Origin of the sequence: Brucella pseudogrignonensis (assembly GCF_002252525.1) — a bacterium.
GTDB classification, from domain to species: domain Bacteria; phylum Pseudomonadota; class Alphaproteobacteria; order Rhizobiales; family Rhizobiaceae; genus Brucella; species Brucella pseudogrignonensis.
In genome coordinates this window covers 1-25831 of sequence record NZ_NNRM01000053.1, presented here as the reverse complement: position 1 = coordinate 25831, position 25831 = coordinate 1, and the positions used below count along the sequence as shown (strand labels likewise).

The following is a 25831-nucleotide window of genomic DNA, read 5'->3' as shown; positions in this document are numbered from 1 at the left end:
AGGTTCCCTAATTGCATTCTGCCAATGGCAGTTTCAGTTCTGCCCTGCGGCGCAGCCACAGGCTGGCGCGATATCGCGGATCTCCAGTTCTCCCAAACATGCGATCCAGAATATGGACGACGATATCGGCTCCGATCCGGTCGCCCCATTCAAGCGGGCCATATGGATAGCCGAGTCCCAGACGCACGGCAGCATCGAGGTCATCGACTGATGCTATGTTTTGATGAACGATATCGGCTGCGATATTCACAATCATAGCCAAAACACGCTGGCAAACAGTTCCGCATGTATCTTCAACCAGCGACGCTTTGACTCCATCGGACTGCGCCAAAGCGAGAGCCTCTTGCCGCGTAAGGTCCGTTGCTCCCGGTGAAGCGACCAGCGTTCGGTGTCTGTGGATGCCAAATACCGGATCAAAGCCGATGGTGTTGGCAGAGTTCAGACCTTCCCGCACTATTGCCGAGGTTAGATCATCGCCAATCAAACCGATCAGAACCAGCGCGCTCGCACTTACATCATTGATGACTGGAACGCCTGCCTGCTTCGCGATCTTATGCAGCGCCTTGTCAGGTGTATCGCCGATAATCGTCACCGATTTGGGCAGGCTCCGCGCGCCATCGCTTGCTACAGCTGTCGTGGCATCGTCTGAATAATCATAAAAGCCGCGGCCGCTTTTGCGTCCAAGCAGACCTGCATCAAGGCGCTGCCGTGTGATAACCGACGGACGATAACGGGGTTCGTGATAATATTGCCCGTAGATCGCTTCCATGACGGGATGCGACACATCAAGTCCCGTCAGATCAAGAAGCTCGAAAGGCCCCATGCGGAACCCGGCAGCGTCCCGCAGAATTGCATCAATCGTAGTGAAATCAGCGATATTTTCCCGGATCATCGCAAGCGCTTCCGTGCCATAAGCACGACCAGCGTGGTTGACGATAAAACCCGGTGTATCGGAAGCCATAACGGGTCGATGACCAACCCGTACTGCAAGCTCCTTCAGAACATCAAGAACCCTGGCATCCGTCAGCGCAGCTTTGATTACTTCCACAACGCGCATTAGCGGAACGGGATTGAAAAAGTGAAACCCGGCTATGCGCTGCGGATTTTGAGCTTTACCGGCAATTGCAGTTACCGACAAAGACGATGTGTTCGTTGCGATGATCGCTTCAGGCGGAAGACATTTTTCAAGCGCAGCAATCAGCTCTCGCTTCACGCCAATGTCTTCAACAACAGCTTCTATGACAAGATTGACCTCAGCCAAATCGCCAAGAGCATCAACAGGTGTGATCCGATCAAGAACACCTGCCGCCGTATCCGAGTCCAGTTTCCCGCGCGAAACCCGGCTATCCAGGCGCTTTGCAAGCTCCTGTTTTGAAGCCTCGGCTTTTCCGGGAAATTGGTCGAATATATGAACAGTCAGGCCAGCCGCAGCCATGGTTTCGGCTATGCCGATCCCCATAATCCCGGCACCAACGATACCAACTCTATTGATAAGACGATATTGCTCCGACATCGCAGCCATACTAGCGCCCCTTGAACTGAGGCTTGCGTTTGGACAGGAAGGCGTCAATGCCTTCCCGCTTATCTTCCGTGTCGAAGAGAAGCTGGAACGCTTTACGCTCCAATCTCAGAGCTGTTTCAAGAGGTGCATCTTCGCCGTGAGTGACAGCCTCTTTGATTTGTTCCGCTGCAAGCGGTGGCATCAGGGCAATTTTTCCAGCAAGCTTTAGCGCTTCTTCCAACGCCTGCCCTTCGTCCGTCAATCGGCTGACGAGACCGTATCGTTCCGCGTCCACCGCCGAGAGCATTTCTCCCGTCAGAGCAAGCAGCATAGTTTTATATTTGCCTATCGCGCGTAAAAGCCGCTGCGTACCCCCTGCGCCAGGCATCAATCCGAGCTTGATTTCCGGCTGACCGAAATTTGCTGTTTTTGATGCAACGATAATATCGGCGTGCATTGCAAGCTCACAACCACCGCCCAACGCATAGCCTTCCACGGCAGCGATCACAGGCTTGGGGCAACGAGCGAGGCTCTCCCAGTAACGATGAAGCCGCTGGGCGAGAATTTCTCCCGCGCCAGTTTGTGCAAACACTTTAACATCTGAACCAGCGGCGAAATTTCCACCTTTGCCCGCAATGACGATAACCCGCGCTTCCGCATCACTCGCAAGCCGATCAACTGCTTCTGACAGTTTCTGGCGGATATCCATATTCAATGCATTGAGTGCTTCTGGACGATTGATTTCCAGTAAGGCCACACCTGCCGCCGGACGGCTTTCGATCACCACATCGGTAAGCTCGGTCATCCTCTCCCCAACTTCCCCTGAACCCATTCCAATCATAGCAAAACCACAAATGGAATTTAATTTCATTTTATATTGTCTCGAACTTTAATCTATGAAACATTCCCTTAGCAATAGGATATTTCTGCAAAACGCGACGTGTTTCATCTTTGTTGAAATCACCCGCGAAGGGGCACTTCATGATCCGCGACCCGGAGACCTTTCAATCACTCTTAGATACGATCAGACGCTTTGTCAGAGAGCGGTTGATGCCCGTCGAAAGACAGGTGGAAGAAACAAACAGCATCCCCACCGATGTCATAGACGACATGCGTGCCATGGGCCTGTTCGGCCTCTCAATTCCCGAACAATATGATGGACTTGGGTTGACGATGGAGGAAGAGGTCCTCGTCGGTTTTGAGCTCGGCTACACCTCTCCGGCATTTCGTTCTGTCATCGGCACAAACAACGGTATCGGGTCGCAGGGGATTATCGCTGACGGCACCGACGCCCAGAAAACCTATTGGTTGCCGAGACTTGCCAGTGGAGAAATCATTGGCTCATTCGCCCTGACAGAACCCGATGTGGGGTCCGATGCAGGTGCGGTCAAAACCACGGCAGTAAAAGACGGCGATGCTTACATTCTCAATGGCGTAAAACGCTTCATAACCAATGCGCCAATTGCTGGCGTATTCACGCTCATGGCACGAACAGGCGAAGCCGGACCTTCCGGCGTCACAGCATTTCTGGTTGACCGCAATTCACCCGGCCTCACCGTTGGTAAGGCGGACCATAAGATGGGACAACGCGGCACGCAGACCTGTGATGTCTATCTGGAGAATGTTCGTGTCCCTGCGGAAAACATCATTGGTGGTGTGGAAGGCCGTGGCTTCAAGACAGCAATGAAAGTTCTCAACCGTGGTCGGCTGCATATATCCTCCGTCTGCACAGGCATGGCAGAGCGATTGATTGATGAAGCCGTCGGTTTTGCCAAAACCCGTGTTCAATTCGGCAAGCCCATTGCAGAACACCAGATGATACAGGCAATGCTGGCGGATATGAGCACCGAAGCCTATGCCGCACGATGCATGGTACTCGATTCAGCGCGTGCTTTCGATGATGGAGACCCCGCAATCATTCGCAAGGCGGCAAGCTGCAAACTCTATTGCTCTGAAATGGTGGGACGCGTCGCCGATCACGCCGTGCAGATACATGGTGGCTCCGGCTATATGCAGGACTATGCTGTCGAGCATTTCTATCGCGACGTGCGCCTGTTCCGTCTTTATGAAGGCACGTCACAAATTCAGCGGATCATCATCGCACGCGAAATGACGAGGGCTTAACCCATGGAAGTTACCGGCAAGAGCAAAATCCTTTTCGTTCTGGCACATCCAATCGGTCATGTGCGGGCAAGCCACGTCTTCAATACCCACTTCAACAAGACAGGGAAGAACGCAGCGGCAGTTCCCTTGCACGTTCATCCTGATGATCTTGCGCAAGTTACGCAATCCATTCGCAAAATGGGCAATGTAAGCGGATTTGGTGTGACTATCCCACACAAAATCGCAATCATTCCGCTTCTCGATGCTGTGACAGATGCAGCGCAAGAAATTGGTGCCGTCAACTTCGTGCGCCGGGAGGAAAGTGGTCGCCTTGTTGGTGACAATTTGGATGGCCCCGGCTTTATCGAAGGATTGCGCAGCAATGGTATCGAACCTAAAGGCATGTCTGTTTTGATGCTGGGAGCAGGCGGCGCCGGGCGTGCTGTGGGCTTTGGGCTGGCAAAAGCGGGCGCGCGTTCCTTGTGGATCGCCAATCGCGATACTGCAAAAGCTGCAGCGCTCGCCACGGATATACAATCTGCTTATAAAGACTGCTCCCTCCAAAGTGGACCCGATCACGGCAACCACTTCGACCTCATCGTCAATACGACATCGCTTGGCATGGCCGAGCAAGACGAGCTTCCGCTGGATCTGACAGGGATTTCCTCCGACACCATAATATCCGACATCATCGTCAATCCACCGATGACGCGCTGGCTGGAATTGGCCCAAGCCAAAGGATGCAGGATCATCAATGGTGTTCCGATGCTTGATGCACAGATGGCTCTGGCATGCAAACATATGGGCATTTGAGTCGTGATGATGAATTGATATATTCGACCGCTCGATAAGGATGCGTCCGGCAATTGGAGCCTATTGATGAATTTTGTAAATGAACCGGACAACAGCTTGACTGAAGCTGATGATGTTATCGCTGAAGAAGCGCAGACGGAATCTGGCGAGGTGTTGTCCAACACCGTTTACAATACGCTCAAATCGCAGCTGATGCAGGCGCAGCTCCTTCCGCTTCAGCGGCTCAAGGTCCGCGATCTTGCGCGCTCGTTAGGAACATCTGAGACCCCTGTGCGTGAAGCTCTGATTCAGCTTTCGCGCGAAGGTGCCATCGAGATCAAGCCGCGCTATTACATCCGCGTGCGCAAGCTTTCGGCCGATGAATACGAAGAAATTCGTGCGATGCGTCTGGAACTTGAACCCATGGCGGCGGAACGCGCATTACCGCATATCACTGAAGAAGACATTCTTCAGCTTGAAGATCTGCATAATCGGCTGGTTGCTGCAGAAAAAAGCGGCGACTGGCCGGAAGCATTGCAGACCAACTTTGATTTCCATTTTATCATCTATCGTCGTTCAGGCATGAAACATCTGATTGATGTGCTTGAAGCGCTCTGGATGCGTATCGGGCCGATCCTTTCGGAACTTTATCCCAACGCAATGCCAACCTATGCCGGCCCTCACCAGCACGAACAAGTTCTGGCTGCCTTGCGCGATCGGGACTCCTATGCTCTGCGCATGGCTATTCGCATGGACCTGATCGAAGGTGGAGCAGCTCTCGTCAGGCATCTGAAATCGTCAGCCTATACAGATTGATCCAAACAAAAGGCCGACCCCACGAGGGCGTCGGCCTGAGATTCTTTTGGGACCTTTGCTTATTCAGCAAGCCAGTTCTGCCAGCGTTCACGCAGCATGTTGCGGTTCTCGCCGATCCATTTGAAATCCGGAACAAGCAGCAGCTTGTAATTATCCGGCGAAGTTGCGTAGTTCTTCTGCTCAGCTTCAGGCAGCAAAGCCACGCCTTCTTTTGAATGGGTCGCGTAGTTTGCTGTCTTGATGAAGGCCGGATGGCCTTCTGCATGACCATAGAAGTAATTGATAAACTTCAGGGCGCCTTCCGGATTAGGGGCATCTTTCAGGATAGCGAAATAGCCTGTGTCCATCACCGCATCATTCCAGCTTACATTGAATGGCGCACCATCATTCATGGCGCTCAATGCTCTGCCGGAATAGGACATCGTCATGGCGACTTCCTGGTCGCGCATGATCTGTGCCACCTGATTGCCCGTCTTCCACCACACGCTGATATGCGGCTTGATCTCGTCGAGCTTTTTATAGGCCCGGTCCAGATCCATCGGGAAGATCTTGTCGCGCGGCACGCCATCAGCGATCAGCGCGATAGCCGGCAACCACCAGTCACGATCACCAGTATCCGGCAATCCACGCGGGCCGGGAAACGTGTTCACGTCCCAGAAATCAGCCCAGGTCTGAGGCACCTTGTCCTTGTAAACGGATGTGTCATAGGCGAGCAGCATACCGCCCGTCGTTCTTGCAACACCCTTTTCCTTGCAGGAGCCTTCGACGCCTTTCGCTTCGACATTCGGTAGTTTCGAGCAATCAATCGTCAAAAGAAGATCGGCTTTGTCGACCAGATCGGGACCCGTTGCCGTAACAATATCAAACTCAAATTTGTTGGCGCGCTTCATGGCTTCGACACGCGCCCATTGATCCGGCACCTCAATATCAAACGGCACGACATCCGTGCCGCTTTCTTCCTTGAAAGGCCCGTAGAACTCTTTCTCAAGCGTCTGGCGCATCTGTCCGCCAGTCGTCGCATAAACAACGCTGTCAGCTTTGGCCACTATCGATCCGGCTGCAAGCAGCAACCCAGCGCACATCAGTAATCTGGTAGTTTTCTTGAACATGTTTCCCTCACTTCTATGGTTTTCTTATTCTTCAGACACAGCCTGCTGTGAACGCGTAGCAAGCGCGCGCAGCCCTGCGGCCCCCACCAGAACAATGATGGAAAGCAGCGTGAGCATCACGGCAATCGCTGGGATAATCGGTGTCAGGTTCTGCTCGATATCATCGAACATCATGCGCGGTAGGGTCTTGTCGCGCACACCTGCGAGAAAGAACGAAATTACCGGTTCATCAAACGATATGACGAAAGCAAACAACGCGCCCGATAAGACATTCGGCCATATCAGCGGCAAGGTCACGGCGCGAAAAGCCAAAAAGCGATTGGCGCCACAACACATTGCCGCATCTTCCAAAGCGGGATCGACCTGCGAGAGCGCTGCTACGATCGTAAACACGCTGAAAGGCAATGCTATAATTGTGTGCGCAAAAACGTAACCGGCCGTTGTCTCTGTCAGTCCGACACTTTGAAACATCAGATAGAGCGCAATCGCCAGGGCGATATGCGGCACAACGATGGGGCCAATGAGCAAAGTCTGGAAAATGGTCGCGAGCGCACCCTTGCCGCGAACTATCGCATAGCTTGCACATAACCCAATAATTGCACTCGAAATCGCCGTGAAAAATGCAATCTTCGCGCTGAATGCCGTTGCACTCATCCATTGTGCAGACTGAAAGAAGGCACCAAACCACTGCCACGTAAACCCGCGAGGCGGAAACGTGATGTAATCCGTCTCACTAAACGCCATTGGCAGAATGATAAGGATCGGCACAACGAGAAAACACAGCACCAGATAGACATAGGCATTGAGGAGCAAATTGCGGCTGTTCATGCATTGCCTCCCATCATCCGGTTGAACTTGAACACTCGACCGAAGACCAGCGAAACAGCCATCACCAGAAGTGTAAGAATACCCACCAGTGCTGCTGCGAATGGCCAATCCAGTGTTTCGCGCAGCTGCTGGGAAATCAGCGTTGCAATCATCATTTCTTTCGGCGAACCAAGCAGCGAAGGCGTGATGAAATAGCCAAGTGCTGTGAGAAAGGTTAGGATCATCCCGCCCATAACTCCCGGCAGGGTGAGCGGAAAAATGACCTCGAAAAAGGTTCGTATTGGGCCGGCTCCAAGGATGGCAGCAGCTCTCGCATAATCCCGCGGCACGTTGCGAATAGCGCCATAGATCGGCAGAACCACAAACGGCAGGAGAACATGCGTCATAGCAATGAGAACTGCGGTTTGGGTATAAAGCAGCTTCAGCGGTTGATCTATGAGGCCAAGTTGAAGCAAACCTTGATTGACCAATCCATTACGCTGCAAAAGCACTGCCCAGGCTGCGGTTCGCACCAGCACAGACGACCAGAACGGCAACAGAATGCAGGCGGTTATGAAGATCAGTTTTGGTCCGCTCGAATGCGCCATCAGCCATGCGATGGGGTAGGCCATCAGCAGTGCGATCACGCTGACCAGCGCGGCAATCAAAACAGTGCGTCCCAGCACATTGAGATAAACCGGATTTGAGAAAACCCGCTGATAATTGTCCAACGAAACCGATGGCTCTGTCACGGACAAAGCGAGCAGACTGACCAACGGATAGATAAAGAACAGCAATAGCAGCGAGAAGAACGGCAAAAGCAGAAGAAGCATTCCGCCTTTCGATAGCTTGCGCCCGTCTGGCTCAAAGAACATTTTCAACATCGGCTCAGCTCGCACGGGAATAGACGAGACTTGCTTCGGGAGCAAAGCCCAATCGCAGTTTTTGGCCTGCGCCAATGTCAGGAACCGCTGCACTCGCCAGTCTTGCGCGCAGTTCTGTTCCGTCGGCCATTGCCCCTAGAATAGCAGTGTCCGGACCGGCATAGATCACATCACGAACGGTGATTTCCAATCCGTGCTCCGCAGGAATTAAGCGTTCCGGACGAACTGCCATCAACGCATTGCCGGATTTGGCTCCCATGACATTTTCAGAGGGTATCGAAACCACGGTGCCGTCAGCGGCTTGCGCCTTGGTCCCATCCCATACGATCGGGATGAGGTTCATTTCACCGATGAAGCTTGCAGAAAACAGATTGGCGGGCCGGTTATAGAGTTCGCGCGCGCTGGCGACTTGCTGAATATGTCCGCCTTGCAGGATCGCAACGCGATCCGCCATTGTCAGCGCTTCACCCTGATCATGGGTGACGAATACGATGGTCATGCCCAATTCGGAATGAAGGCGTTTGATCTCGATCTGCATTTCTTCACGCAGATTCTTGTCCAGCGCCGACAAGGGTTCATCCATCAAAAGAACGCGCGGCGAATAGACAATAGCGCGAGCCAGCGCAACACGCTGCTGCTGCCCTCCCGACAATTGCTTCGGACTGCGATTGGCGAAATCGGCAAGTCGCACGCGAGCAAGTGCCTCGCGGGCAATACGGTGCCGTTCTTCTTTTGGCACACCCCTTGTTTTAAGTGGGAAAGCCACATTATCGAGCACCGTCATATTGGGAAACAGCGTGTAGTGCTGAAACACCATGCCGATATTGCGTTTATGCGGCGGTACGCGGGTGTAATCGCTGCTGCCAAACAGAATACGTCCTTTGTCGGGACGCTCGAAACCGGCCAGCATCATCAGGATAGTTGATTTGCCGGAACCCGAAGGCCCCAGCAGGGCAAGGAATTCACCCGGCGCGATCTCCATGTCGAGACCGTCTACCGCTGTGAAGCTCCCATAATTTTTAGTCACTCCCTGAATGCTAATACCCAGCCCGGAATCGGGCGTGCTCTTCTGGCTAGCCATGCTTTCCCCTGATCTTTTTGTTGTTGGCAGAGCTTAACCCGCATTTCGCGTCTATGTCTATAATGATATATCAAATTTATTGATCAAAATGGCTGAGCACCATCTTCAACGCTGTTTTGCCTGATGTTTTTGCCAGATAACGCGGTAAAATGCCTAAATTCTCATACAGAAACCGATGGAATGCCTCGCAGCGGGAATATTTATCTCAATTTTTGGAATCTCTCTTGACATATCATCGCGACAAGGATCATTTTTGATATATCATAATTTGAGGTGATGAACGTAAAAGCGTCATCAAATGGGAGACTACCAATGCCTGCGCATTCCACTTCAGCCCAAACCCTGAGCGAACACAATCCAGACGCAGAGCTTCGTGCACGCGCCGAACGCGTGATCCCGAACGGCATGTGGGGCCATCAGCGCGCAGCGTCGCTTCCAGAGGGATATCCGCAGTATTTTGCATCGGGCGAAGGTGCTCATGTTACGGATGTAAACGGCAACAGCTATATTGATTTCATGTGTGCTTGGGGACCGATCATTCTGGGCCACCGTCATGAACTCGTGGACGCTGCAGCACTCAGCCAGATAAAGGCAGGCGATTGCCTCAACGGTCCAACAGCGCACGCTGTTGAACTTGCAGAGCTGCTCGTTGAAACGGTACCCCATGCCGACTGGGCATTACTGCAGAAGAACGGCACCGACGCCACGACCAGCTGCGTAACAATCGCACGCGGCGCAACCAAACGCCGCAAGGTTCTGGTCGCTAAGGGTGCCTATCACGGTGCTGTGCCATGGTGTACGCCATCACTGGTCGGCGTAACGGCCGAAGATCGTGCTCACCTCGTCCACTATGTTTACAATGATGTTGAAAGCCTCACTGCCGCCGCAAAACAAGCCGGTGACGATCTGGCTGCAATCATTGTCTCCGCCTTCAAGCACGACCTTGCCATCCCGCAGGAACTTCCCACCACAGAATTCGCCAAAACGGCACGCGCCCTTTGCGATGCGGCGGGTGCGGCGCTCATTCTTGATGACGTGCGTGGCGGCTTCCGCATTGATCTGGGTGGAAGCTGGCGCGGAACCGGCGTTGAGCCTGACCTTGCTGCTTATTCCAAGGCAATCGCCAATGGTTATTCGCTTGCAGCGGTCACCGGAACCAACCGTTTCCGTGAATCTGCAGGACAAGCTTACATGACTGGTTCGTTTTGGTATGCTGGTGCATCCATGGCAGCGGCGGTTGCCACCATCAAGGAACTGAAGCGTATTGATGGTCCTGCACGCATGAAACATGCGGGCGAACGCCTGCGCACCGGTCTTGATGCTCAGGCACGCGCACATGGTTTTGAGCTGCTGCAAACCGGACCTGCCGCAATGCCGCTGGTGCAATTTGTCGGCGATACGGATGCACAGCTTGGCGCACGTTTCTGTCGCGAAGCGCTGAACCGCGGCGTTTACCTGCACCACAAGCACAACATGTTCATCTCCTGCGCACACACGGATGCGGTGATCGACGACGCTCTTTCCCGGACGGAAGACGCTTTCAAGGCAATCTCCACCCGGTAAGGAAAAAGCGTGAGCGAACAGCCGGGCGACGAAAGGGATAACCTTTCAGACATTGTGTACCAGCAGCTCAAATCAGGGCTGCTGCGGGCACAGTTCAAACCGCATCAGCGGTTCAAAGTTCGTCAACTGGCTCAGGATCTGGGCACATCGGAGACACCTGTTCGCGAAGCGCTCATGCAGTTGTCACGCGAAGGCGCGATTGAAATCAAACCGCGCTTTTATATTCGCGTACGGCGTTTAACGCTGGCTGAGTACAAGGAAATCCGCGCAATGAGGCTCGTTCTGGAGCCTCTCGCAGCCGAACATGCGCTGACAAACATATCCGATGAAACCATCACCAGACTGGAAACCATTCATCAGCATCTGACCGAAGCGGAACGCACGGAAGATTGGCGCGCGGCCCTACAGATAAATTCGGATTTCCATTTCGCGCTCTACAAACAAAGCCGGATGGCACATCTGATAGACGTGCTTGAAAGTCTCTGGATCAGGGTTGGTCCGCTCGTTTCGGAGCTCTATCCAACGGCAAAACCGAGTTATCCCGGACGCCACCAGCACGAGAACATTTTAACGGCGCTCAGCAACCGCGACAGCTATGCGTTACGCCTCGCCGTCCAACTCGACCTCATAGAAGGAGGCGCTGCCCTTCTGAAGCGCCTTCAGCAATACGAACAAGACAATCCCGGCGATGCCGATCGTTCAGCATTGAACAGCAATCAGAATTTTTGATTCAAGGAGGAAGCTCACAATGTCCCGCGACAAGTTCAATTTTCCCGAAATGGGGCCACATGCGATCAAGCCATGGGCGGTTCGCAAAGGCTTTGCGGACGAGCACTTTCTTTCAGACTATCGCTATCAGTTTCCGCGTGAAGACCCTGCTCTGCCCGAAGTTTTCGTCTACACCGAGAAGATGTCTTACGACCCCGGTGAAACGGTCGAGTTTCATGGCTCCACCACAGCCAAAACATGGTCGATCCAGATATATCGCGACGGCCACGAACCTCAAATGATGGACGAGGCTTTCGACCTTCCCGGCAGCTTCACCAAAACATCAGAAACAGCCTATATGGATGGCTGCGACTGGCCAGTTCTTTATAGCTGGAAAATTCCCGACGATGCCCGCTCGGGCTTCTATCGCGTTGTCTCGACATGTATGCGCCCCGATGGCGAGCGCTTCGTTCAACATCATTTCGTTGTGGTCCGCCCGACGAAGAAGACCCGTTCGGGCCGCATTCTCCTCATGTTCGCAACTGGCACCTGGACTGCCTATAATGATTGGGGCGGTGCGAACCACTATTTTGGAACATGGGGTCCAAATAAGAACGAAGGTTCGCCGATCTTGAGCCTGCGCCGCCCATGGTCGAAAGGCATGATCTGGTTGCCGCAGGGAGCTGCGCGCGTTTGTAACCCGGTCTGGCAGGACATGGGCGATGCGACCCGATACCCATCCAAGGAATGGGGCTATACGATGGGGTTCTCGCAATATTACTCATCTGCGGGTTATGCCCAATACGAACGTTATTTCGTAACCTGGGCCGAGGCAGCAGGCTATCAGATCGACTATATAACCCAGACTGATCTCCACTATAATCCCGGCATTCTCGACGATTACAATTGTCTGGTCACCGTTGGCCATGATGAATATTGGTCATGGGACATGCGCAAAACCGTCGAGGATTTCGTCGCTCGCGGCGGGCATCTCGCGCGCTTTGGCGGCAACTTCCTCTGGCAGATCCGTCTTGAGAATGATGGCCAGACACAGGTTTGCTGGAAAACCAAAGCGCCTACACAAGACCCCATCATGCAAACCGATCAGAAACACCTATGCACGGCGAACTGGGCAAGTGGCGCGGTTAACTGGCCGGGGGCTTCGACTGTCGGTGTTAACGGTGAAAACGGAATGTATGGCAGCTGGGGCGGTTTCTCTCCCCGCGGCTCTCGCGGGCTTACCGTCTACCAACCAGAGCATTGGATCTTCGAAGGCACGCATCTGCGTTATGCGGATATCTTTGGTCACGAAGCCCAGATCTTCGGTTATGAGGTCGACGGGCTCAACTATTCATTCAAGAACGGCTTCCCCTATGCCGTTGAAGAGCATGGCGTACCGACCGAAAAGATCGAAATTCTCGCCATGACGCCAGCATCGATCTACGAATATGAACTCGACGGTCAGGGACATCGTTACTATGTTCGCGATAGCGATCTGCAAGGCATCTGCGAAATGGCGCCTGATGGCTATGAAGCGGCGCGCAAGCGCCTGGCACATGGTGCGGGTATGCTCGTCTCCATGAAGCAAGGTGACGGTGAAGTGATAACCGCCGGGCTTTGTGAATGGGTAATGGGCCTCAAGCGCAACTGCGCCTATACCACTACCATTACCCGCAATGTGCTGGACCGGTTTCAGGAAACGGGACCTTCCCGCGCCTGATCCATAACGCAAATCAGGCCCGAATTTTCATTCGGGCCTGTTCCTATCGGCGATCAGCGCGGCATCGGTTTGCTGCCGTAATATCCATAACGCGCGCGAACTTCATCTAGCTCAGCCTCACTCAAAAGAACCGGTTCGCCAATCTGACAAGCCAATATGTACTGGCGTGCCAGCGTTTCAAGTTTCTCTGCCAGTAATGTTGCGTGGGCCATATCCCGGCCCCACACCACCATTCCATGGCTTGCCATCAGACAGGCGCGATGGTTGCCCATAGCGCGCACGATTTCATAGGCCAAAGCATCAGAACCAAATACGCGGTAATCAGCACAGGGAACTTCGTTCCCGCCAAATGAAGCAATCATATAATGGAAAGCGGGCAATGGCTTACGCAGACACGACAATGCAACACAGCTATCCGCATGCGAATGGATGACCGCGCCTGCTTCAGGATGATTGCGCATAATTTCTGTGTGGATGCGCCATTCGCTGGAAGGCACCTTGCCCGCAAGATGCTCGCCTTCCACAGAAACGAGACTCATATCTTCAGGCTTCATAAGCGATGTGGCGCCAGTCGGCGTAACCCAGATATGTTCGCCTTCCCGAATACTGATATTACCGCTGCTGCCGTGATTGAAGCCCTTCTGTTCCATGTGACGCATCGCATCCACGATGGCGCGACGTGCTGTAAGGCTCTGATCATAATCGGTTGGCATCGTCTGTTCCCCGTTGTTGGCAGCCAAGAGTTTGTGATGATGCCTAACTTCATAATCCCGGCAATTGACGCGGTCCATCAAAATGATACTTAATTGGAATTAAATTTCATTATCTATGGCGCGCAATTACGCATGGCATGATACGAGGATAAAAATGGGGAATAACGGCACTCTTGGGATCATCGCCGACGATATGACAGGCGCGTTGATGGTCGCTGCTTATTATGAAACAGCAGGCATTAGAACCGCTGTCGTGACTGATATCGAAGCTATCAGCGAATGTGCAGGCGAAGCTGTCGTCATATGGGCCGGCAGAACGCGTCTTGCTGAGCCTGATGAAGCAAAACGACAGATCACACGCGCAGCTGATGCATTTGATGCAATCGGTTGCGATCAGGTCATTTACAAAGTCTGTGCCAGTTTCGATTCAACAGAACAGGGCAATGTTGGGCCTGCTGCCGATCTGTTGCGCGCACGCTATAATCCCAGCAGTCTTCTATTCTGCCCCGGCTTTCCCAAGTTTAACGCCACGGTTCATCAAGGCTATCTCTTCTATCGAAGCCGCCTCATCTCTGAATCCGTCAAGCGCTATGACCCGGCCACTCCTATGAGCGATCCCGACATGGTGCGTTTCATCGGAAAACAGACGAACGAGCCGATCGGACTTTTGCCCCACTCCGTACTGCTTAAAGGCAAAGACGCAGCACAAGCACATCTTGATGAGCTCGCAAATGCAGGCAAATGCTATTGCGTTGTCGATGCGAGCGATGACGGTGACGTCAGGATAGCCGCCGAACTGGCACGGGCACAGCCAACAATGGTCAGCTCCGACGCTGTTCTCATTCAGCTTGGAATTGATCGCTTTGCGCCCAAGCCAGCCATCACCATTGCACCACCATTACCAAGCCACGGCACTGCCGCGGTTCTGGTGGGAACAGTTGGTCCAATTGCGGACGGACAGATTGCGGTTTTTGCCAAACAGCACCCGGTTTTGACTCTGGACCTTACAAAAGATGGCGATATCGACGCCATGGTGTCAAAAGCAATGGAATGGGCAAAAGATCATCACGGCAAACAGCCTTACCTCATTTCAACGGCGGTCAGTGATACTCGTGTCAAAGAAATCCAGACAGAGCTGGGCGTTCGCGGCGCAAGCGAAAAGGGTGAAAAGCTTATATCTGAGCTTGCTGCAGCAATTTCCGAACTCGGTGTCGACAAGCTTATCGTGGTTGGTGGTGAAACATCAGGTGGTGTCATCAAGCGCCTTGGCTTGCAGCGACTACGCGCCCTCCCTGATAATGGGATTGGAACCGGTTTCTGTCGCAGTGCAGGCAATGACCAGATCATCTTCTTCTTCAAATCCGGCAAAACAGGAACAGAGACGGTCTTTCTCGATTCACTGGCCGCGATGTGATGCGAAGGTCTTGTAAGTGGTGAAAGTAATTACCAATTAAGGAACACTTCCCGTCAAGACGCTTCCTGCCGCACTAATCAATGCGGTGTTTGAGGCTGTCCGGGGTAAAAAAGGGCGCTCCCCGTCATGGGTTGAGCGCCCTTTTATTTATCGGCCTAAGCCTTCAGATCAATCACCAGCTTATCTTGAGGCCGCCAGAGGCTTTGCCTGCAACATTCGTGGAACCGCCAAATTCGACAGCACCCCGAGCATAGAGGCTCACATTTTCCGAAACGCGCGCAACGACACCAACACCAACATCATAGGCTGTACCGCTCATGTCGTTACCGATGCTGGCTCCCGACGCGACGAGCCCGTTTTTGCCCTTGAACTCGCGCTTGACGTTTGCGTCGGCATAAGTCGTGACAGACTTTACGAACTTTTTCTTTTGGGGTGCGTCCGGCAAAACTGCCGGAACCTTCTTAGTCACCGAGCCTTTTCTGCCCTTTATCGCGCTTGACGCAGGCTTGGATACCTCTTCTTCGTCACCAAAATAGATGGTCTTTTCCAGACGCACGCCAACACGACCAATAAGAGATTTAGCCGACTGGTCGTAAACATGAATGCCGTAAGTATCTGTAAAGCTATCTGCTTTGATTTTCGAATAGATCAACTGAGCTTGAGGTTGCAGTACGACATTGTTGCCGAGATCAAAACCATAACCGGCTTCAATGGATGCCGTCGTTGCACGTCCCTTGTAGCTATTCTGAAGCGCAAACCCGGAAACCGATTTTGCACTGACACCAAAGTCTATCCAGTCATGTTTGATAACGGCATCAACATAAGCACCCGTGCCAGGCTTATAGTCGCTTGGAGCGACCTGTTGCCAGGTTACATAACCACCGAGGCCCTTGGACGAAATCGATCCGTCTGCTGTGCGGCCACGCACATCAAAGCTCGAATTTGCATATTCGCCGAAAATGCCAACCGTGAGCTTGTCACCGGCAATAAACACATCCCCCTTCGAATAATCGACACCAATCTGAACACCGGCTGTCGTCATGTCAAAGCCATGACCGTTATAGCCCGTGATGCTTTTCGGTGAATAAGATCCTGTCTTGCCGATGCCGCGCATCCAGACATTATAGCCGTCTCGCAGATCTTCGGCGCGCAGTTCGCCTAGACGTTCGTGAAATGTATCAAGCGTTGTCAAAACATGGTTCTGGGCTGCAGCAAGAGCAATGTTATATCCCGGAACGATATCGACAACGTGTCCCGTACCCGGGCCGGGATTGACGGGAGGCTCAACCGGGCAATCGACATCCGGAGTGCAGACTGGCGGCTCAATAACATCCTTGCCATCGGTCTGCAGATACCAGTTCTGTCCATCGGCCTTGCGAAGCTGATAATCATAGATGCCGACGATTGCCGCCGAACCGAGTTTGAACTCGGCATCGCTTTGACCACCAACTTCAACAATCTGGATACCGTCCGTTGCGCCGGTTCCGGTGAAGGCTCCAATGCCGCCATTGTTACGGACATTGACCACACCAAGACCTGTTGTGTCGCCCGTCACAACAATCTTATCAGTTTCGCTTGCAGCTCCACCTTCGTTGAGCTTGGTATTCAGCACGAACGATCCGTTGTCCATCGTAAGACTACCAACTGTGAGCGCCTTATATGGAGTGGCTGAATCAAATTCGATTGTGCCGTCATTGGTAAGAGCACCGACATCTGAAGAACCGGACATCAGCCAATATGAAGTGCTATCAACCGCAACGCTCGTCACGCCTTTGCCCGCACCAGTCCAGATGCTGCTGTTGGATAAACTAGCATCGATAACCGCATCATTAGATTCAACAACCATATCGCCAGAAAGCACAACATTGCCATCTGCCGCCAACATGGTGGTTGAGCCAGCCGCCGCCTGTAGCAAAGTGCCATTGCCGCCGACAACCTGCGTTCCGTTCTTGAGTTCGAAGCCCACACTTCCGCCGGACGTTTTTAAAGCCGGGCCATTTGCTGTCGCAATCAGAGAACCGTCTACAACGGCCATGCTATCGCTCGCCAAAGCGATACCCGCGCCATTTACACCCGAAACACGCGCGATCGTGTTTGTAACTTGAACTGTGCTGCCATTCTGGGCAACCAGACCATGTGCGCCAATGCCCTCCGTTTGGACCGAGCTGTTCGCCACGGTGACTGCACCACCGCCACTCGCAAATGCACCATGTGCGCCTGCTCCCGTCGTGGTGACGCGTGAACCCTTGGCGCTGACAGTTGAACCAGCTCCAAATGCATGGAGGCCACGCGCATCTGCGCCTTCCGTGCGCAACTCAACATTCGTCAGATCAACCAGTCCCCCGCGCACGGCATAGGCTGCAGACCCATTAAGATCGTCGCCTTTTGTTGTTACGCTGCCACCATTCATGGTGAGAATTCCGCCGATATCGCCTGCAACGACACCGCGACTATTTGCGGTGGTAATCACGACATTGTTCAGATTTGCTGTTCCACTATTATAAGCGACTGCGCCACCCGCATTGACGCCGGATGTGGTGATGCTGCCACCACTCATCTCGAGATGAGAGCCAGTATCCGTAACATTGAAGCCTGCACCACGTTCTCCGGAAGTCACAATATTCGTGTTGTTCAGCTTGGCAGTGCCGCCATTGGCTACAATCACTCCCACTGCCCAGGAATTACCTGTGCCATTGCCTTCAGTGATAATGGTTGCACCATCCAGATTGACGACACTGCCAGCCGAGGACCGCACACCTGCAGCACCGTCGCCCGTCGTTCGAATGAGCGTGGCTTCGCCCGTTCGCAAGTCTCGACCGATATTGATCTCGCCACCGTTTGCAGCATTGATACCATCTGCACGAAAGCCGCCGGTCGAATAGCTGCCGCCATAGATATTGCCTTGAGCCTTATCCCCATCTGCGGATAGCCCATAGGCCCAATCGCCCGCTGTTGTTACATCCACATTGGTGGCGTTGACTGTGCCACCGGAATAAATATCAATGCCATGCGACCCATCACCAGTCGTTGTGACTTCGGTATCAATCAAATTTGCAAAAGCATTCTCGTTACTTGCAATCACGCCCATCGAATTGTCGCGACTGGTTGAAACCGAGCTGTTTGTGAGGGTGAGGATGGCGCCCTGAGACGCAACTACCCCGTGCGACCTATCACCATTCGTTGAAACAACCACTCCATCTGCGTTCAGAATAGCTCCGGCATTGCTTACCAATATTCCGCTTGACGTGTCACCATGTGTTGTGACCGTTCCGCCAGTCATGGTCACGGTTGATGAGGTTTCCGCACTCACTCCAACGGAAGCGGTACCCTCAGTAACAATGCTGACATTGGTGAGATCGGCCTTCCCTTCCTGGACATAGACACCCTGTGCATAATCACCCTTGGTATGAATGGAAGTATCAACCGCCGTTACAGATGAATCCCGAAGTGCTGCAACAATGCCTGCTGCATAGTTGCCGGCGGTAGCGATAGAAGAGCCTGCCTGCAGGTTTATCACACCACCGAAATACGCCTGCGCGCCCACTGCTGCCTCACCGCCCGTTACGACAGTAACCGGACCATGCGTTTTGATTTCGCCATTCCAGATGGCGTATAAACCAATCCCCGCATCCCCATTGATCAGGCCGGTATCGATGGTTGTATCGCTTGGAACGTCAACCACAGTTCCATTCGCGATTACCTGCTGCGCGAAACTCGGCGAACTAAGCAGTGATAAGACCGCTGTCGATAGCCAAAGTCGTTTTATCGAGCTGCGAACGGTATTGCGCTGTGCGAGGCCATTATTGGCTGACATGATGCTGTTCCTTTCGAAGGGGCGTCTCTTCGGGTAAGTTTGGCGCGCACTTCTCCATCCCAAGCCGTCGGGTCGATGCGCTGAACTATGCTGCTTTGAAACTTCGAACTGGAAGAACCGAGAACCGGCGGGTACTCGGTCCTTCCAGTCGCTATCCGTCACCTTGCGCGCGACGGAAGCTTTGAATTCCTTAGCCTTGAATTCGCCGGTCACAGCGTAAATGGCTGCGAAAAGCACAAACTTCACGTCGAGATGATTTCAGAATGAAAGGGAACAGGGCGAAACCCGCAAAAGGATCGCTTATCTAATTGATAATACAAACATTTTTTTGATTCAAAATGAAAAGGAAAGCCGCTTTGCTATGGCTTTCCCTGCATCTGCTGATCAAGCGCACAGAGATAGGATGTCATCAGTTCTATCGAATGATCGGAAAGCGCTACAAACTGGCGCCGTCCATCATCAGGATCGAGCCAGCGTCGAACCAGGCCAACACCCTCCATTTCGTCTAGCCGCCGCGACGCGGTCGCAGCCGAAACGCCTGACACGATGTAGAGAGAGGAGACAGAAACCTGCTTGTCTTGAAGATGGTTTTCCATCAAATCGAGAAGCATGTGCCAGGCGGGGTCAACAAACAACTTGTCAGAAAAATAGCGCGTCTTGATATCGCGTATGCGCAGAAGCTCAAGCATCCGTTCTTTAGATGGGGCGTTGGCAAGAGCGTTCGGCTCATCATTATGAGATAAACCTTGAGCACTTTGCCGCTCCGAGCCGCTTGATGTCATTGGCTGCAATGTTTCCAGCATCGCGCCCAGTTGCTGCGCCTCCTGCATCAAACGCGAGAGCCGTTCGTGGCCTTGAGACCATTGCGCCGCTTTCGCGCGCAGCTCATAGGCTTTGGTCGCTGCCTTTTCGACGGATTCCAGAAACGGCACACGACGCACCGGTTTGTGAAGAAAATCCACTGCGTTCAGTCGTAGCGCTTCAACAGAATTATCAAGCGTCGCATGGCCGGTTACAAAAATAACCTGCAACCAATTTCGATCCGTGTATCGTTCGCGGATTGCCCTGAGCAACTCGATACCATCCATCCCCGGCATCCGAATATCACTGACCACCACGTCTATCTCTGGTGTTCTGTCGAGCAATTTCAACGCTGCCATAGCGGCAGAGGCACGCAGGCAATTATAGCCCGCGTCGGTAAGCGCCGTTCCCAGAACATCGAGCAATGCCTCTTCATCGTCGATCAGAAGGACCGTTGTATTGGCTGGCGAATTATCCATTTTCTGCCCCCTCCTTTTCGTCTTTTGCCGCACGCAGGATCAGTCGAAACTCTGCGCCTTTTGTACCGTTTTTGACTTCCAGCCGACCGCCCATATCGCGGGCCATGCCATAGCTTAGCGATAGTCCCAGTCCCGTGCCTTTACCGACGGACTTGGTCGTGAAAAACGGCTCGAACAAGCGATCAAGATTAGCTAGCGGTATGCCTGGGCCGGAATCCTCGACAACGACGGCAATCATGTCATCGTTCGCTTGTTCAAAGCGGATTGCGATAAAATCGTCCTCGCCCCGCACCTCACGCCCATCGTCCTGTGGTCGGCTTTCCACGATAGCATCTCGCGCATTCAGCAACAGGTTAAGAACAATCTGCTCAATTAGCACAAGATCCGCAGTCATTTTGTAATCACCGGCGCGGTACTCTTTGCGGATTGAAATGCCCTGATTTTCAATCTGTGTTCCAGCAATGGCAAGCACGCCATCTACCGCTTCTGCCGGATCAACCGGGCGCAATGAGCCATCACTGCGATGGCCGTAAATGCGCATATGCCGGACGATATTGGCAGCGCGATCAATCTGCCGACTGGCAAGATCGAGGCCATCGACAATCATCGCCTGATCGAGATTGCCACCGGAAACCCGCGCATGAAGATTGTCGACCGCCATTGCAAGCGTTGCGAGAGGCTGATTGATCTCATGCGCGATCCCGGTTGCAACCTCTCCCAGCGTCACAAGCTTGCCTGCCTGATAGATTGACAGCTCCGCCTCGCGCCGCTCAGTAATATCGAGACCGACGGCCACCAGGTTCTTTATCTCACCGTCATTGGTTTTGATGGGCGAGACAGACCAGGAAAGCGCACGTTTTCGCCCGTCTGCCAAAGTGATATTGTTCACGGCTTGCCATGGGAGATTATCGACAACCGCTGAAAGCTGTTCGCCGAGTGGCCCGGCAATAGCACCAACCTCCGATTTCAGGGTTTCCATCTCGGGAAACAACTCGTGCATGGCCTGATTAGCAACAATCAAGCGCCCCTCAGCATCCGTTACGGCCATCAAAACACCGCCCGTATTGACGATTGTTTCGAGGAACTCTTTTTCGCGTCGTTGGTTTGCAGCCTCAATCATGACATGCACGAGCGAACTTCTATTTTGCATATATTTGCCGAGGATCACGCCAAGAACGCCAAGTGCTGCAAACAAAGCCAAAAGTGCGGCGACAATCAACGAGGATGCGGTCAGCCAAGCCTTATAGATCGGTTGCGTTGGCAATCCCACATAGGCAACGAGAGGCGCAGCGGACGAACGATAATAGGCAAAAATCCGCTCCGTCCCTGTTTTGACGGACGGGTTAATTCTGATGCCTTTACCAGCAGCCAATTGCTCTGGAATGTAAGCTGAAACATTCTGTCCGACGACAGCGGGTGAACTCGAAGCACGGATGGTGCCATCCGTTCCCATCAATCCGAAAACCATGCCTGGCTGTTCGTCGAGCTGACTGTAAAAGCCATTGAGATAGGCCTCATCAACAACAATCAGGACATAGCCATCGAAGTTGCCATTGCCGTCACTGATGCGACGCGCATAACTCATAGCCCATCCGCTAAAGTCGCCCGGCACACTCAGTTCAGATTTATAGGGCTTGCTGATGTAGAAATCAGCGGCATTCGGTCGGCTCAACGCCTTGAAATCGACGGCATGGCTCAGATCGCGCCCGACCGGATAATCATCCATGCCGCTGGCATAGACTTTGCCGCTTCTGTCTATAATGGCAATTCCCATGGCAGCAGGCTCTGCGGCTGCGCGGCGACGCATGACTTCCGACAGAAGACCTTCATAGACAATTCGGTCAGCACGATCTTCCATCACTGCTCGGCTTAGCGCATCGAGCTTTGTGAAAACCTGCGTCGTATATTCCGCAAGCGCCTGGGCCAGAGACATGACTTGCTGGCCCGCACTATCAACACGGTTTGTATAGTCGCGGTAGATGATCGTCGTTGCGCCAAGTGATGCGATCAGGATGACAAAGGTCGCAGCAAACCAATAGGCTCGCATGGTCCGGCGGTCGATTTTAGTCAGACGTTCCATCTGTCTCCCAAAGTATGGCATCTCAGACTAAGCAATAAATAGCAGAATTACTAACAAACAGACCGCAATTGCTTTGACGCGCTATCTTACATTGCCGGGCAACCCATGCTGCCATCGCAACTGCAGGCGAATATCAGTTGCACGTTGATGAAGCATCAAATGTTTGCATTCTTCTACTGATGTCCACATCGGGAAATTGACCTGTCTGAATCCACATTCCGCATCCCGATATTTTCGCCATGCGGTTCTCGCTTCAATAAATTGTCTTTGACGCGAGGCAGGCAGACCAAACAGCAGCATCTCTTCCAGCTTCTGCAGATCGGGCGACACGGCCGCCACATTCAACGGCTCGACAGGACTTGCCCAGAGCAGCGATGACAAGAGGTACAGTGAAACAATATTGATCATCTGGCTTGCTCCCCACCCAACTCCCCCAACTCCCTTTGAGCGCAACGCATTGAATCAAAAAGGCAGCGCTCTTCGCGCTGCCTTTACTTTGTGACTTATTACTTCAGCTTGTCTTTGAACAAATCCAGCGCTTCAACCGCGCAAGCTTCGTCAAGATTGCCACCTGGTGCGCCACCAATGCCGATTGCGCCGATGGTGTCATCACCAATCTTGATCGGAACGCCACCAGCCAGCACGAGGAAGCCCGGGATAGATACAAGCTGTGCAGCACCAGGATTTTTCTGCACATTCTCAGCCATCATGCTGGTTGGGGTGCGGGCGGATGCGGATGTGAACGCCTTTGCCTGCGCAGCATCAATCGTGTGCGGGCCAGCTTTGTCTGCACGCATCAGGGAACGGAGCAAACCGGCACGGTCAACAACAGCAACCGATACATTGTAGCCCTTGGCCGTGCAGATCTTGACGGCTTCGCTGGCGATTTCATTGGCAGTTGCCAGCGAAATGTTTTTCTCTTCAAGTTCGGCAGCCGAGACAGTGGCAGTACCAAGAACCAGAGCTGCGATTGCAGATATGATCAAGTTTTTCATTTTGACTTCCATCCGTTTGAGTTGTCATCACGAGAGTAGGGTCGAACAAATCGACGGTTTAACTGTCTCCCGACCGACGGCTGTTGCGGGGGCGTTGCCAATGCCGATCGGGAGCGCCTGACCTCAACCATACGAGGGTATCCGAGGCCTTGCCTGCTTCGCTACCAGGGTAGCGTTTTAAACTGTTCAACTTTCAGAGCAGTCAACAGCGTATTCCTTTAGACGCCGGAAATCATGAAGCTTAACGCCGCGATCCAGAATGTCAGGCATCCAGTGACCATGGTCAGCCATATCGGTACCAGAATGCGTTGGGGCAGCTTTTCCTCATACTCGAATGCCAATTCCGTTATGTCTGCAAACTCATTACGCGAGGAATTTTTGAATTCAACTACAGACATTGGCTTCACCTTTCCGTGCTCTCAGCCTGCATCATTGCTGCGGGCTACGAAGCTAAAATGGAGCCATTGCAAATAAATTTCATCCAAGAGTGAATTCAGGATGAAAGCATTCAGCCTTAAACAGCCGCATGCACCAGTATCTAATTGAAATATTTTCATAATTTCAGGTTCAGATTGAACCTTCTTAGCTCGAACAAGCGTTCAAGCCTTATCGAGCGGCTCAATTTTCGCCACTCGACTTCACTGTTATCGAAGCTGGATAGCGGGATTGCCGACTATTGCTGAGCAAGCTGCTGCTTCAACATATCGGCGACGACCTTATCAAAAGAAACATCACCATTTTTCGCGTTCTTCTGCATTTCACTTTCAACATACTCATCCCGCTTCTGGACAAGATCCGTCATCTGGCGCTCAAGCTCGGTTCTCACATTCAGGGTTTCATCGATAATCTTCTTCTGCTCCGCATGGGATTTGTCCTTCAACGAGGCTGGCAGCTCGCTTTCTTTGACTTCGTCCCATTTCAGGTTCTTGTTGCGGATATCGTCAAGAAGATCGCCGCCACCCGTAACAACCTCCTTCATTGATGATCGCTTGGAATAGAACTTGGAGTTCTCGACCTGCGCCTCCATCGGTGCTGCGGCTTTCGCGGCTAGTTTGCTGTTGAGCTCTTGCCTGATCGCGGCATTACCGTATGGCATGATTGTGTTATCGATGTTCTGCTGAACCGTAATGATCTCCTGATCATAGGGTGTTTTGACTTCATCAATACGTCCACCATCCTGCGCAATCTGGATATAGCGACCTGATCCACGCTCCGCGATATCCTTCCAGAAGTTGCGGGTTTCTTCAGAGTTACCCGCTTGGACGGCATTCACGCGAATATTTCGGCTTTTTGCTTCGGCCAAAATCTCAGGATATTTGCGCTCACCCTTATAATCCATGTGAGGTGGGGCATCGCCGACCAGGAACACAATTCTCTGGGTTGCGGAGCCTTCGCTCCATGTCAGTCGCCCAATCGCATTATCAAGCGCCTCATTGACGGATTCAGGATCATCACCGCCGCCATCAGCCTCAAAGCGCCTCAGATTTGCGTAAAGTGACTGCAAATCTTTGCTCATGTCAAAGGATTTGACCACATAATCGTCACCACGATCACGATATCCGATAAGTGCCATTCTTATATCTGCATCAGGCTGCACATCGACGATTGTATTCGCAATCGACCAGATTTTGCGCTTCGCTCCCTCAAGCAAATCTACCATTGACCCTGTGGTATCGAGTACGAAGGCCACTTCAATGCGTTTGGGTTGGGTTGATACCTGCTGGGAGGTTGGCTCGGCAAAGGATGCCGTGGCAAACAGGAGCGATGCAAATGCCGCTAATGCCGATGCTGTAGAAGCGCTTTTCATGAGTTCTCCGCCAATCGTTAGGGAGAATATAATGAGCCGCGACATTATGTCTTAAGTAAGCCTGCGAAGCCGCAATTAATAGGCAGACTTCAAGTGATGAGTGGTCGAGACCTAGCGAAGTAATATTACTCGATAGCATCTACGTTGCAGGTCAGCGTTGCACCCTGAGATGTAACAAATATTTTTTCCATAGTGGTGAACGATATCTCGTACCCCTCACCTACGAAAGTCTTATGAGGAGCATCCGTTGTTTTCTCAAGCGAACGTTCACGTCCAAAAGCATTTAGAATGATCTGTTCGGGCTTGTCTTGCGAAGTAATAATCTCAATCGCATTTTCATGATCGCATATATACGAGATATGATCCTGATCGGCTTCAGCCAAAGCAATACTCGGCGACAATGCAAGGGCAGCGATCAGGCAGAAGCGCATTCGAAACACACCTTCAATAATGATATAAGCCCATTCATAATCAAAAATTCGAAACCGCCAAAGAGGAGATTGAGCGGTTCTGAACAAGAATAACCATATGCACTGCGCGCTTCACTGGCAGTAGTGATGTCAACGGACCTGTTACGAGCTTACTAGTTGGGTTAGTATATAGTTTCAAAGCCACTTTTTCAAAAGCGCCGCGTTGTGTCTTTA

22 protein-coding genes are annotated in these 25831 nt (G+C 52.6%); 7 read left to right on the top strand and 15 right to left on the bottom strand.

The window, feature by feature from the left end; all coding sequences use genetic code 11:
* Nucleotides 1-7: 7 nt before the first annotated feature.
* A complete protein-coding gene (locus tag CEV34_RS25430) occupies nt 8-1522 on the bottom strand; it encodes a 3-hydroxyacyl-CoA dehydrogenase (protein ID WP_007878236.1) in 1515 nt (504 codons plus the stop codon).
* A 1-nt stretch (nt 1523) separates the two neighbouring features.
* The gene (locus CEV34_RS25425) at nt 1524-2372 is read right to left on the bottom strand and encodes an enoyl-CoA hydratase-related protein (RefSeq protein ID WP_039860550.1); all 849 of its coding nucleotides are present in this window, start codon (nt 2370-2372) and stop codon (nt 1524-1526) included.
* Nucleotides 2373-2482: 110 nt separating this feature from the next.
* Here CEV34_RS25425 and CEV34_RS25420 point away from each other — a divergent pair, with 110 nt between their 5' ends.
* The 3 genes from CEV34_RS25420 to CEV34_RS25410 all read left to right on the top strand — a co-directional run bounded on the left by CEV34_RS25420 (nt 2483) and on the right by CEV34_RS25410 (nt 5212).
* Nucleotides 2483-3625 carry an acyl-CoA dehydrogenase family protein gene (locus tag CEV34_RS25420; RefSeq protein ID WP_007878233.1) on the top strand — a complete coding sequence of 381 codons (1143 nt, stop codon included), beginning with the start codon at nt 2483-2485 and terminating at the stop codon, nt 3623-3625.
* Nucleotides 3626-3628: 3 nt separating this feature from the next.
* Nucleotides 3629-4417 (top strand): shikimate dehydrogenase family protein, encoded by a 789-nt coding sequence (locus CEV34_RS25415; RefSeq protein WP_007878232.1) that lies wholly within the window; start codon nt 3629-3631, stop codon nt 4415-4417.
* A 66-nt stretch (nt 4418-4483) separates the two neighbouring features.
* Nucleotides 4484-5212, top strand: coding sequence for a GntR family transcriptional regulator (locus tag CEV34_RS25410; RefSeq protein WP_007878231.1), 729 nt, complete (start codon nt 4484-4486; stop codon nt 5210-5212).
* A gap of 59 nt (nt 5213-5271) precedes the next feature.
* Here CEV34_RS25410 and CEV34_RS25405 read toward each other — a convergent pair whose 3' ends face one another.
* From CEV34_RS25405 to CEV34_RS25390, 4 genes are read right to left on the bottom strand one after another with little or no spacing between them, the layout of a single operon-like run.
* Entirely contained in the window at nt 5272-6321 is a 1050-nt protein-coding gene (locus tag CEV34_RS25405) for an extracellular solute-binding protein (RefSeq protein ID WP_039860548.1), read from the bottom strand.
* A 24-nt stretch (nt 6322-6345) separates the two neighbouring features.
* Nucleotides 6346-7149: an ABC transporter permease gene (locus CEV34_RS25400; protein WP_007878229.1), complete on the bottom strand. Its 804-nt coding sequence runs from the start codon at nt 7147-7149 to the stop codon at nt 6346-6348.
* A complete protein-coding gene (locus tag CEV34_RS25395; protein ID WP_007878228.1) occupies nt 7146-8012 on the bottom strand; it encodes an ABC transporter permease in 867 nt (288 codons plus the stop codon). The genes CEV34_RS25400 and CEV34_RS25395 overlap by 4 nt, the downstream gene beginning before the upstream one ends.
* Nucleotides 8013-8016: 4 nt before the next feature.
* On the bottom strand, nt 8017-9093 hold the full coding sequence (locus tag CEV34_RS25390; protein WP_007878226.1) for an ABC transporter ATP-binding protein: 1077 nt from the start codon (nt 9091-9093) through the stop codon (nt 8017-8019).
* A gap of 312 nt (nt 9094-9405) precedes the next feature.
* On the opposite strand from CEV34_RS25390, the gene CEV34_RS25385 reads away from it, so the two are divergent.
* From CEV34_RS25385 to CEV34_RS25375, 3 genes are read left to right on the top strand one after another with little or no spacing between them, the layout of a single operon-like run.
* Entirely contained in the window at nt 9406-10656 is a 1251-nt protein-coding gene (locus CEV34_RS25385) for an aminotransferase class III-fold pyridoxal phosphate-dependent enzyme (protein WP_007878225.1), read from the top strand.
* Between the two features lie 9 nt (nt 10657-10665).
* Nucleotides 10666-11385: a GntR family transcriptional regulator gene (locus tag CEV34_RS25380; protein ID WP_007878224.1), complete on the top strand. Its 720-nt coding sequence runs from the start codon at nt 10666-10668 to the stop codon at nt 11383-11385.
* 19 nt (nt 11386-11404) lie between these two features.
* A complete protein-coding gene (locus CEV34_RS25375) occupies nt 11405-13084 on the top strand; it encodes a N,N-dimethylformamidase beta subunit family domain-containing protein (RefSeq protein ID WP_007878223.1) in 1680 nt (559 codons plus the stop codon).
* A 53-nt stretch (nt 13085-13137) separates the two neighbouring features.
* On the opposite strand, the gene CEV34_RS25370 is transcribed toward CEV34_RS25375, so the two are convergent.
* Nucleotides 13138-13797: a class II aldolase/adducin family protein gene (locus CEV34_RS25370; RefSeq protein WP_007878222.1), complete on the bottom strand. Its 660-nt coding sequence runs from the start codon at nt 13795-13797 to the stop codon at nt 13138-13140.
* Nucleotides 13798-13990: 193 nt separating this feature from the next.
* Here CEV34_RS25370 and CEV34_RS25365 point away from each other — a divergent pair, with 193 nt between their 5' ends.
* Entirely contained in the window at nt 13991-15211 is a 1221-nt protein-coding gene (locus CEV34_RS25365; protein ID WP_374891527.1) for a four-carbon acid sugar kinase family protein, read from the top strand.
* Between the two features lie 172 nt (nt 15212-15383).
* Here the strand turns inward: CEV34_RS25365 and CEV34_RS25360 are convergent, their stop codons facing one another.
* The 8 genes from CEV34_RS25360 to CEV34_RS25325 form a co-directional block, all read right to left on the bottom strand.
* Nucleotides 15384-19025 carry an autotransporter outer membrane beta-barrel domain-containing protein gene (locus CEV34_RS25360; protein WP_143853515.1) on the bottom strand — a complete coding sequence of 1214 codons (3642 nt, stop codon included), beginning with the start codon at nt 19023-19025 and terminating at the stop codon, nt 15384-15386.
* 359 nt (nt 19026-19384) lie between these two features.
* Nucleotides 19385-20305 carry a response regulator gene (locus tag CEV34_RS25355; protein ID WP_007878217.1) on the bottom strand — a complete coding sequence of 307 codons (921 nt, stop codon included), beginning with the start codon at nt 20303-20305 and terminating at the stop codon, nt 19385-19387.
* Complete coding sequence (locus CEV34_RS25350) at nt 20298-22385, bottom strand: ATP-binding protein (RefSeq protein WP_007878216.1); 2088 nt, start codon at nt 22383-22385, stop codon at nt 20298-20300. Before CEV34_RS25350 ends, CEV34_RS25355 begins: the two co-directional genes overlap by 8 nt.
* 81 nt (nt 22386-22466) lie before the next feature.
* Nucleotides 22467-22793 carry a lysozyme inhibitor LprI family protein gene (locus CEV34_RS25345; protein WP_007878215.1) on the bottom strand — a complete coding sequence of 109 codons (327 nt, stop codon included), beginning with the start codon at nt 22791-22793 and terminating at the stop codon, nt 22467-22469.
* Nucleotides 22794-22891: 98 nt separating this feature from the next.
* A complete protein-coding gene (locus CEV34_RS25340) occupies nt 22892-23380 on the bottom strand; it encodes a GlcG/HbpS family heme-binding protein (protein WP_007878214.1) in 489 nt (162 codons plus the stop codon).
* Nucleotides 23381-23598: 218 nt separating this feature from the next.
* Nucleotides 23599-23778, bottom strand: coding sequence for a hypothetical protein (locus CEV34_RS25335; protein ID WP_039860536.1), 180 nt, complete (start codon nt 23776-23778; stop codon nt 23599-23601).
* Nucleotides 23779-24053: 275 nt separating this feature from the next.
* Complete coding sequence (locus CEV34_RS25330; protein WP_007878212.1) at nt 24054-25187, bottom strand: vWA domain-containing protein; 1134 nt, start codon at nt 25185-25187, stop codon at nt 24054-24056.
* A gap of 125 nt (nt 25188-25312) precedes the next feature.
* Entirely contained in the window at nt 25313-25618 is a 306-nt protein-coding gene (locus CEV34_RS25325) for a hypothetical protein (protein ID WP_007878207.1), read from the bottom strand.
* Nucleotides 25619-25831 lie beyond the last annotated feature (213 nt).

Coding starts and splice junctions, on each gene's coding strand:
- CEV34_RS25430 (WP_007878236.1), bottom strand. CDS start 1,522: ATGGCTGCGATGTCGGAGCAATATCGTCTTATCAATAGAGTTGGTATC.
- CEV34_RS25425 (WP_039860550.1), bottom strand. CDS start 2,372: ATGAAATTAAATTCCATTTGTGGTTTTGCTATGATTGGAATGGGTTCA.
- CEV34_RS25420 (WP_007878233.1), top strand. CDS start 2,483: ATGATCCGCGACCCGGAGACCTTTCAATCACTCTTAGATACGATCAGA.
- CEV34_RS25415 (WP_007878232.1), top strand. CDS start 3,629: ATGGAAGTTACCGGCAAGAGCAAAATCCTTTTCGTTCTGGCACATCCA.
- CEV34_RS25410 (WP_007878231.1), top strand. CDS start 4,484: ATGAATTTTGTAAATGAACCGGACAACAGCTTGACTGAAGCTGATGAT.
- CEV34_RS25405 (WP_039860548.1), bottom strand. CDS start 6,321: ATGTTCAAGAAAACTACCAGATTACTGATGTGCGCTGGGTTGCTGCTT.
- CEV34_RS25400 (WP_007878229.1), bottom strand. CDS start 7,149: ATGAACAGCCGCAATTTGCTCCTCAATGCCTATGTCTATCTGGTGCTG.
- CEV34_RS25395 (WP_007878228.1), bottom strand. CDS start 8,012: ATGTTGAAAATGTTCTTTGAGCCAGACGGGCGCAAGCTATCGAAAGGC.
- CEV34_RS25390 (WP_007878226.1), bottom strand. CDS start 9,093: ATGGCTAGCCAGAAGAGCACGCCCGATTCCGGGCTGGGTATTAGCATT.
- CEV34_RS25385 (WP_007878225.1), top strand. CDS start 9,406: ATGCCTGCGCATTCCACTTCAGCCCAAACCCTGAGCGAACACAATCCA.
- CEV34_RS25375 (WP_007878223.1), top strand. CDS start 11,405: ATGTCCCGCGACAAGTTCAATTTTCCCGAAATGGGGCCACATGCGATC.
- CEV34_RS25370 (WP_007878222.1), bottom strand. CDS start 13,797: ATGCCAACCGATTATGATCAGAGCCTTACAGCACGTCGCGCCATCGTG.
- CEV34_RS25365 (WP_374891527.1), top strand. CDS start 13,991: ATGACAGGCGCGTTGATGGTCGCTGCTTATTATGAAACAGCAGGCATT.
- CEV34_RS25360 (WP_143853515.1), bottom strand. CDS start 19,025: ATGTCAGCCAATAATGGCCTCGCACAGCGCAATACCGTTCGCAGCTCG.
- CEV34_RS25355 (WP_007878217.1), bottom strand. CDS start 20,305: ATGGATAATTCGCCAGCCAATACAACGGTCCTTCTGATCGACGATGAA.
- CEV34_RS25350 (WP_007878216.1), bottom strand. CDS start 22,385: ATGGAACGTCTGACTAAAATCGACCGCCGGACCATGCGAGCCTATTGG.
- CEV34_RS25345 (WP_007878215.1), bottom strand. CDS start 22,793: ATGATCAATATTGTTTCACTGTACCTCTTGTCATCGCTGCTCTGGGCA.
- CEV34_RS25340 (WP_007878214.1), bottom strand. CDS start 23,380: ATGAAAAACTTGATCATATCTGCAATCGCAGCTCTGGTTCTTGGTACT.
- CEV34_RS25335 (WP_039860536.1), bottom strand. CDS start 23,778: ATGTCTGTAGTTGAATTCAAAAATTCCTCGCGTAATGAGTTTGCAGAC.
- CEV34_RS25330 (WP_007878212.1), bottom strand. CDS start 25,187: ATGAAAAGCGCTTCTACAGCATCGGCATTAGCGGCATTTGCATCGCTC.
- CEV34_RS25325 (WP_007878207.1), bottom strand. CDS start 25,618: ATGCGCTTCTGCCTGATCGCTGCCCTTGCATTGTCGCCGAGTATTGCT.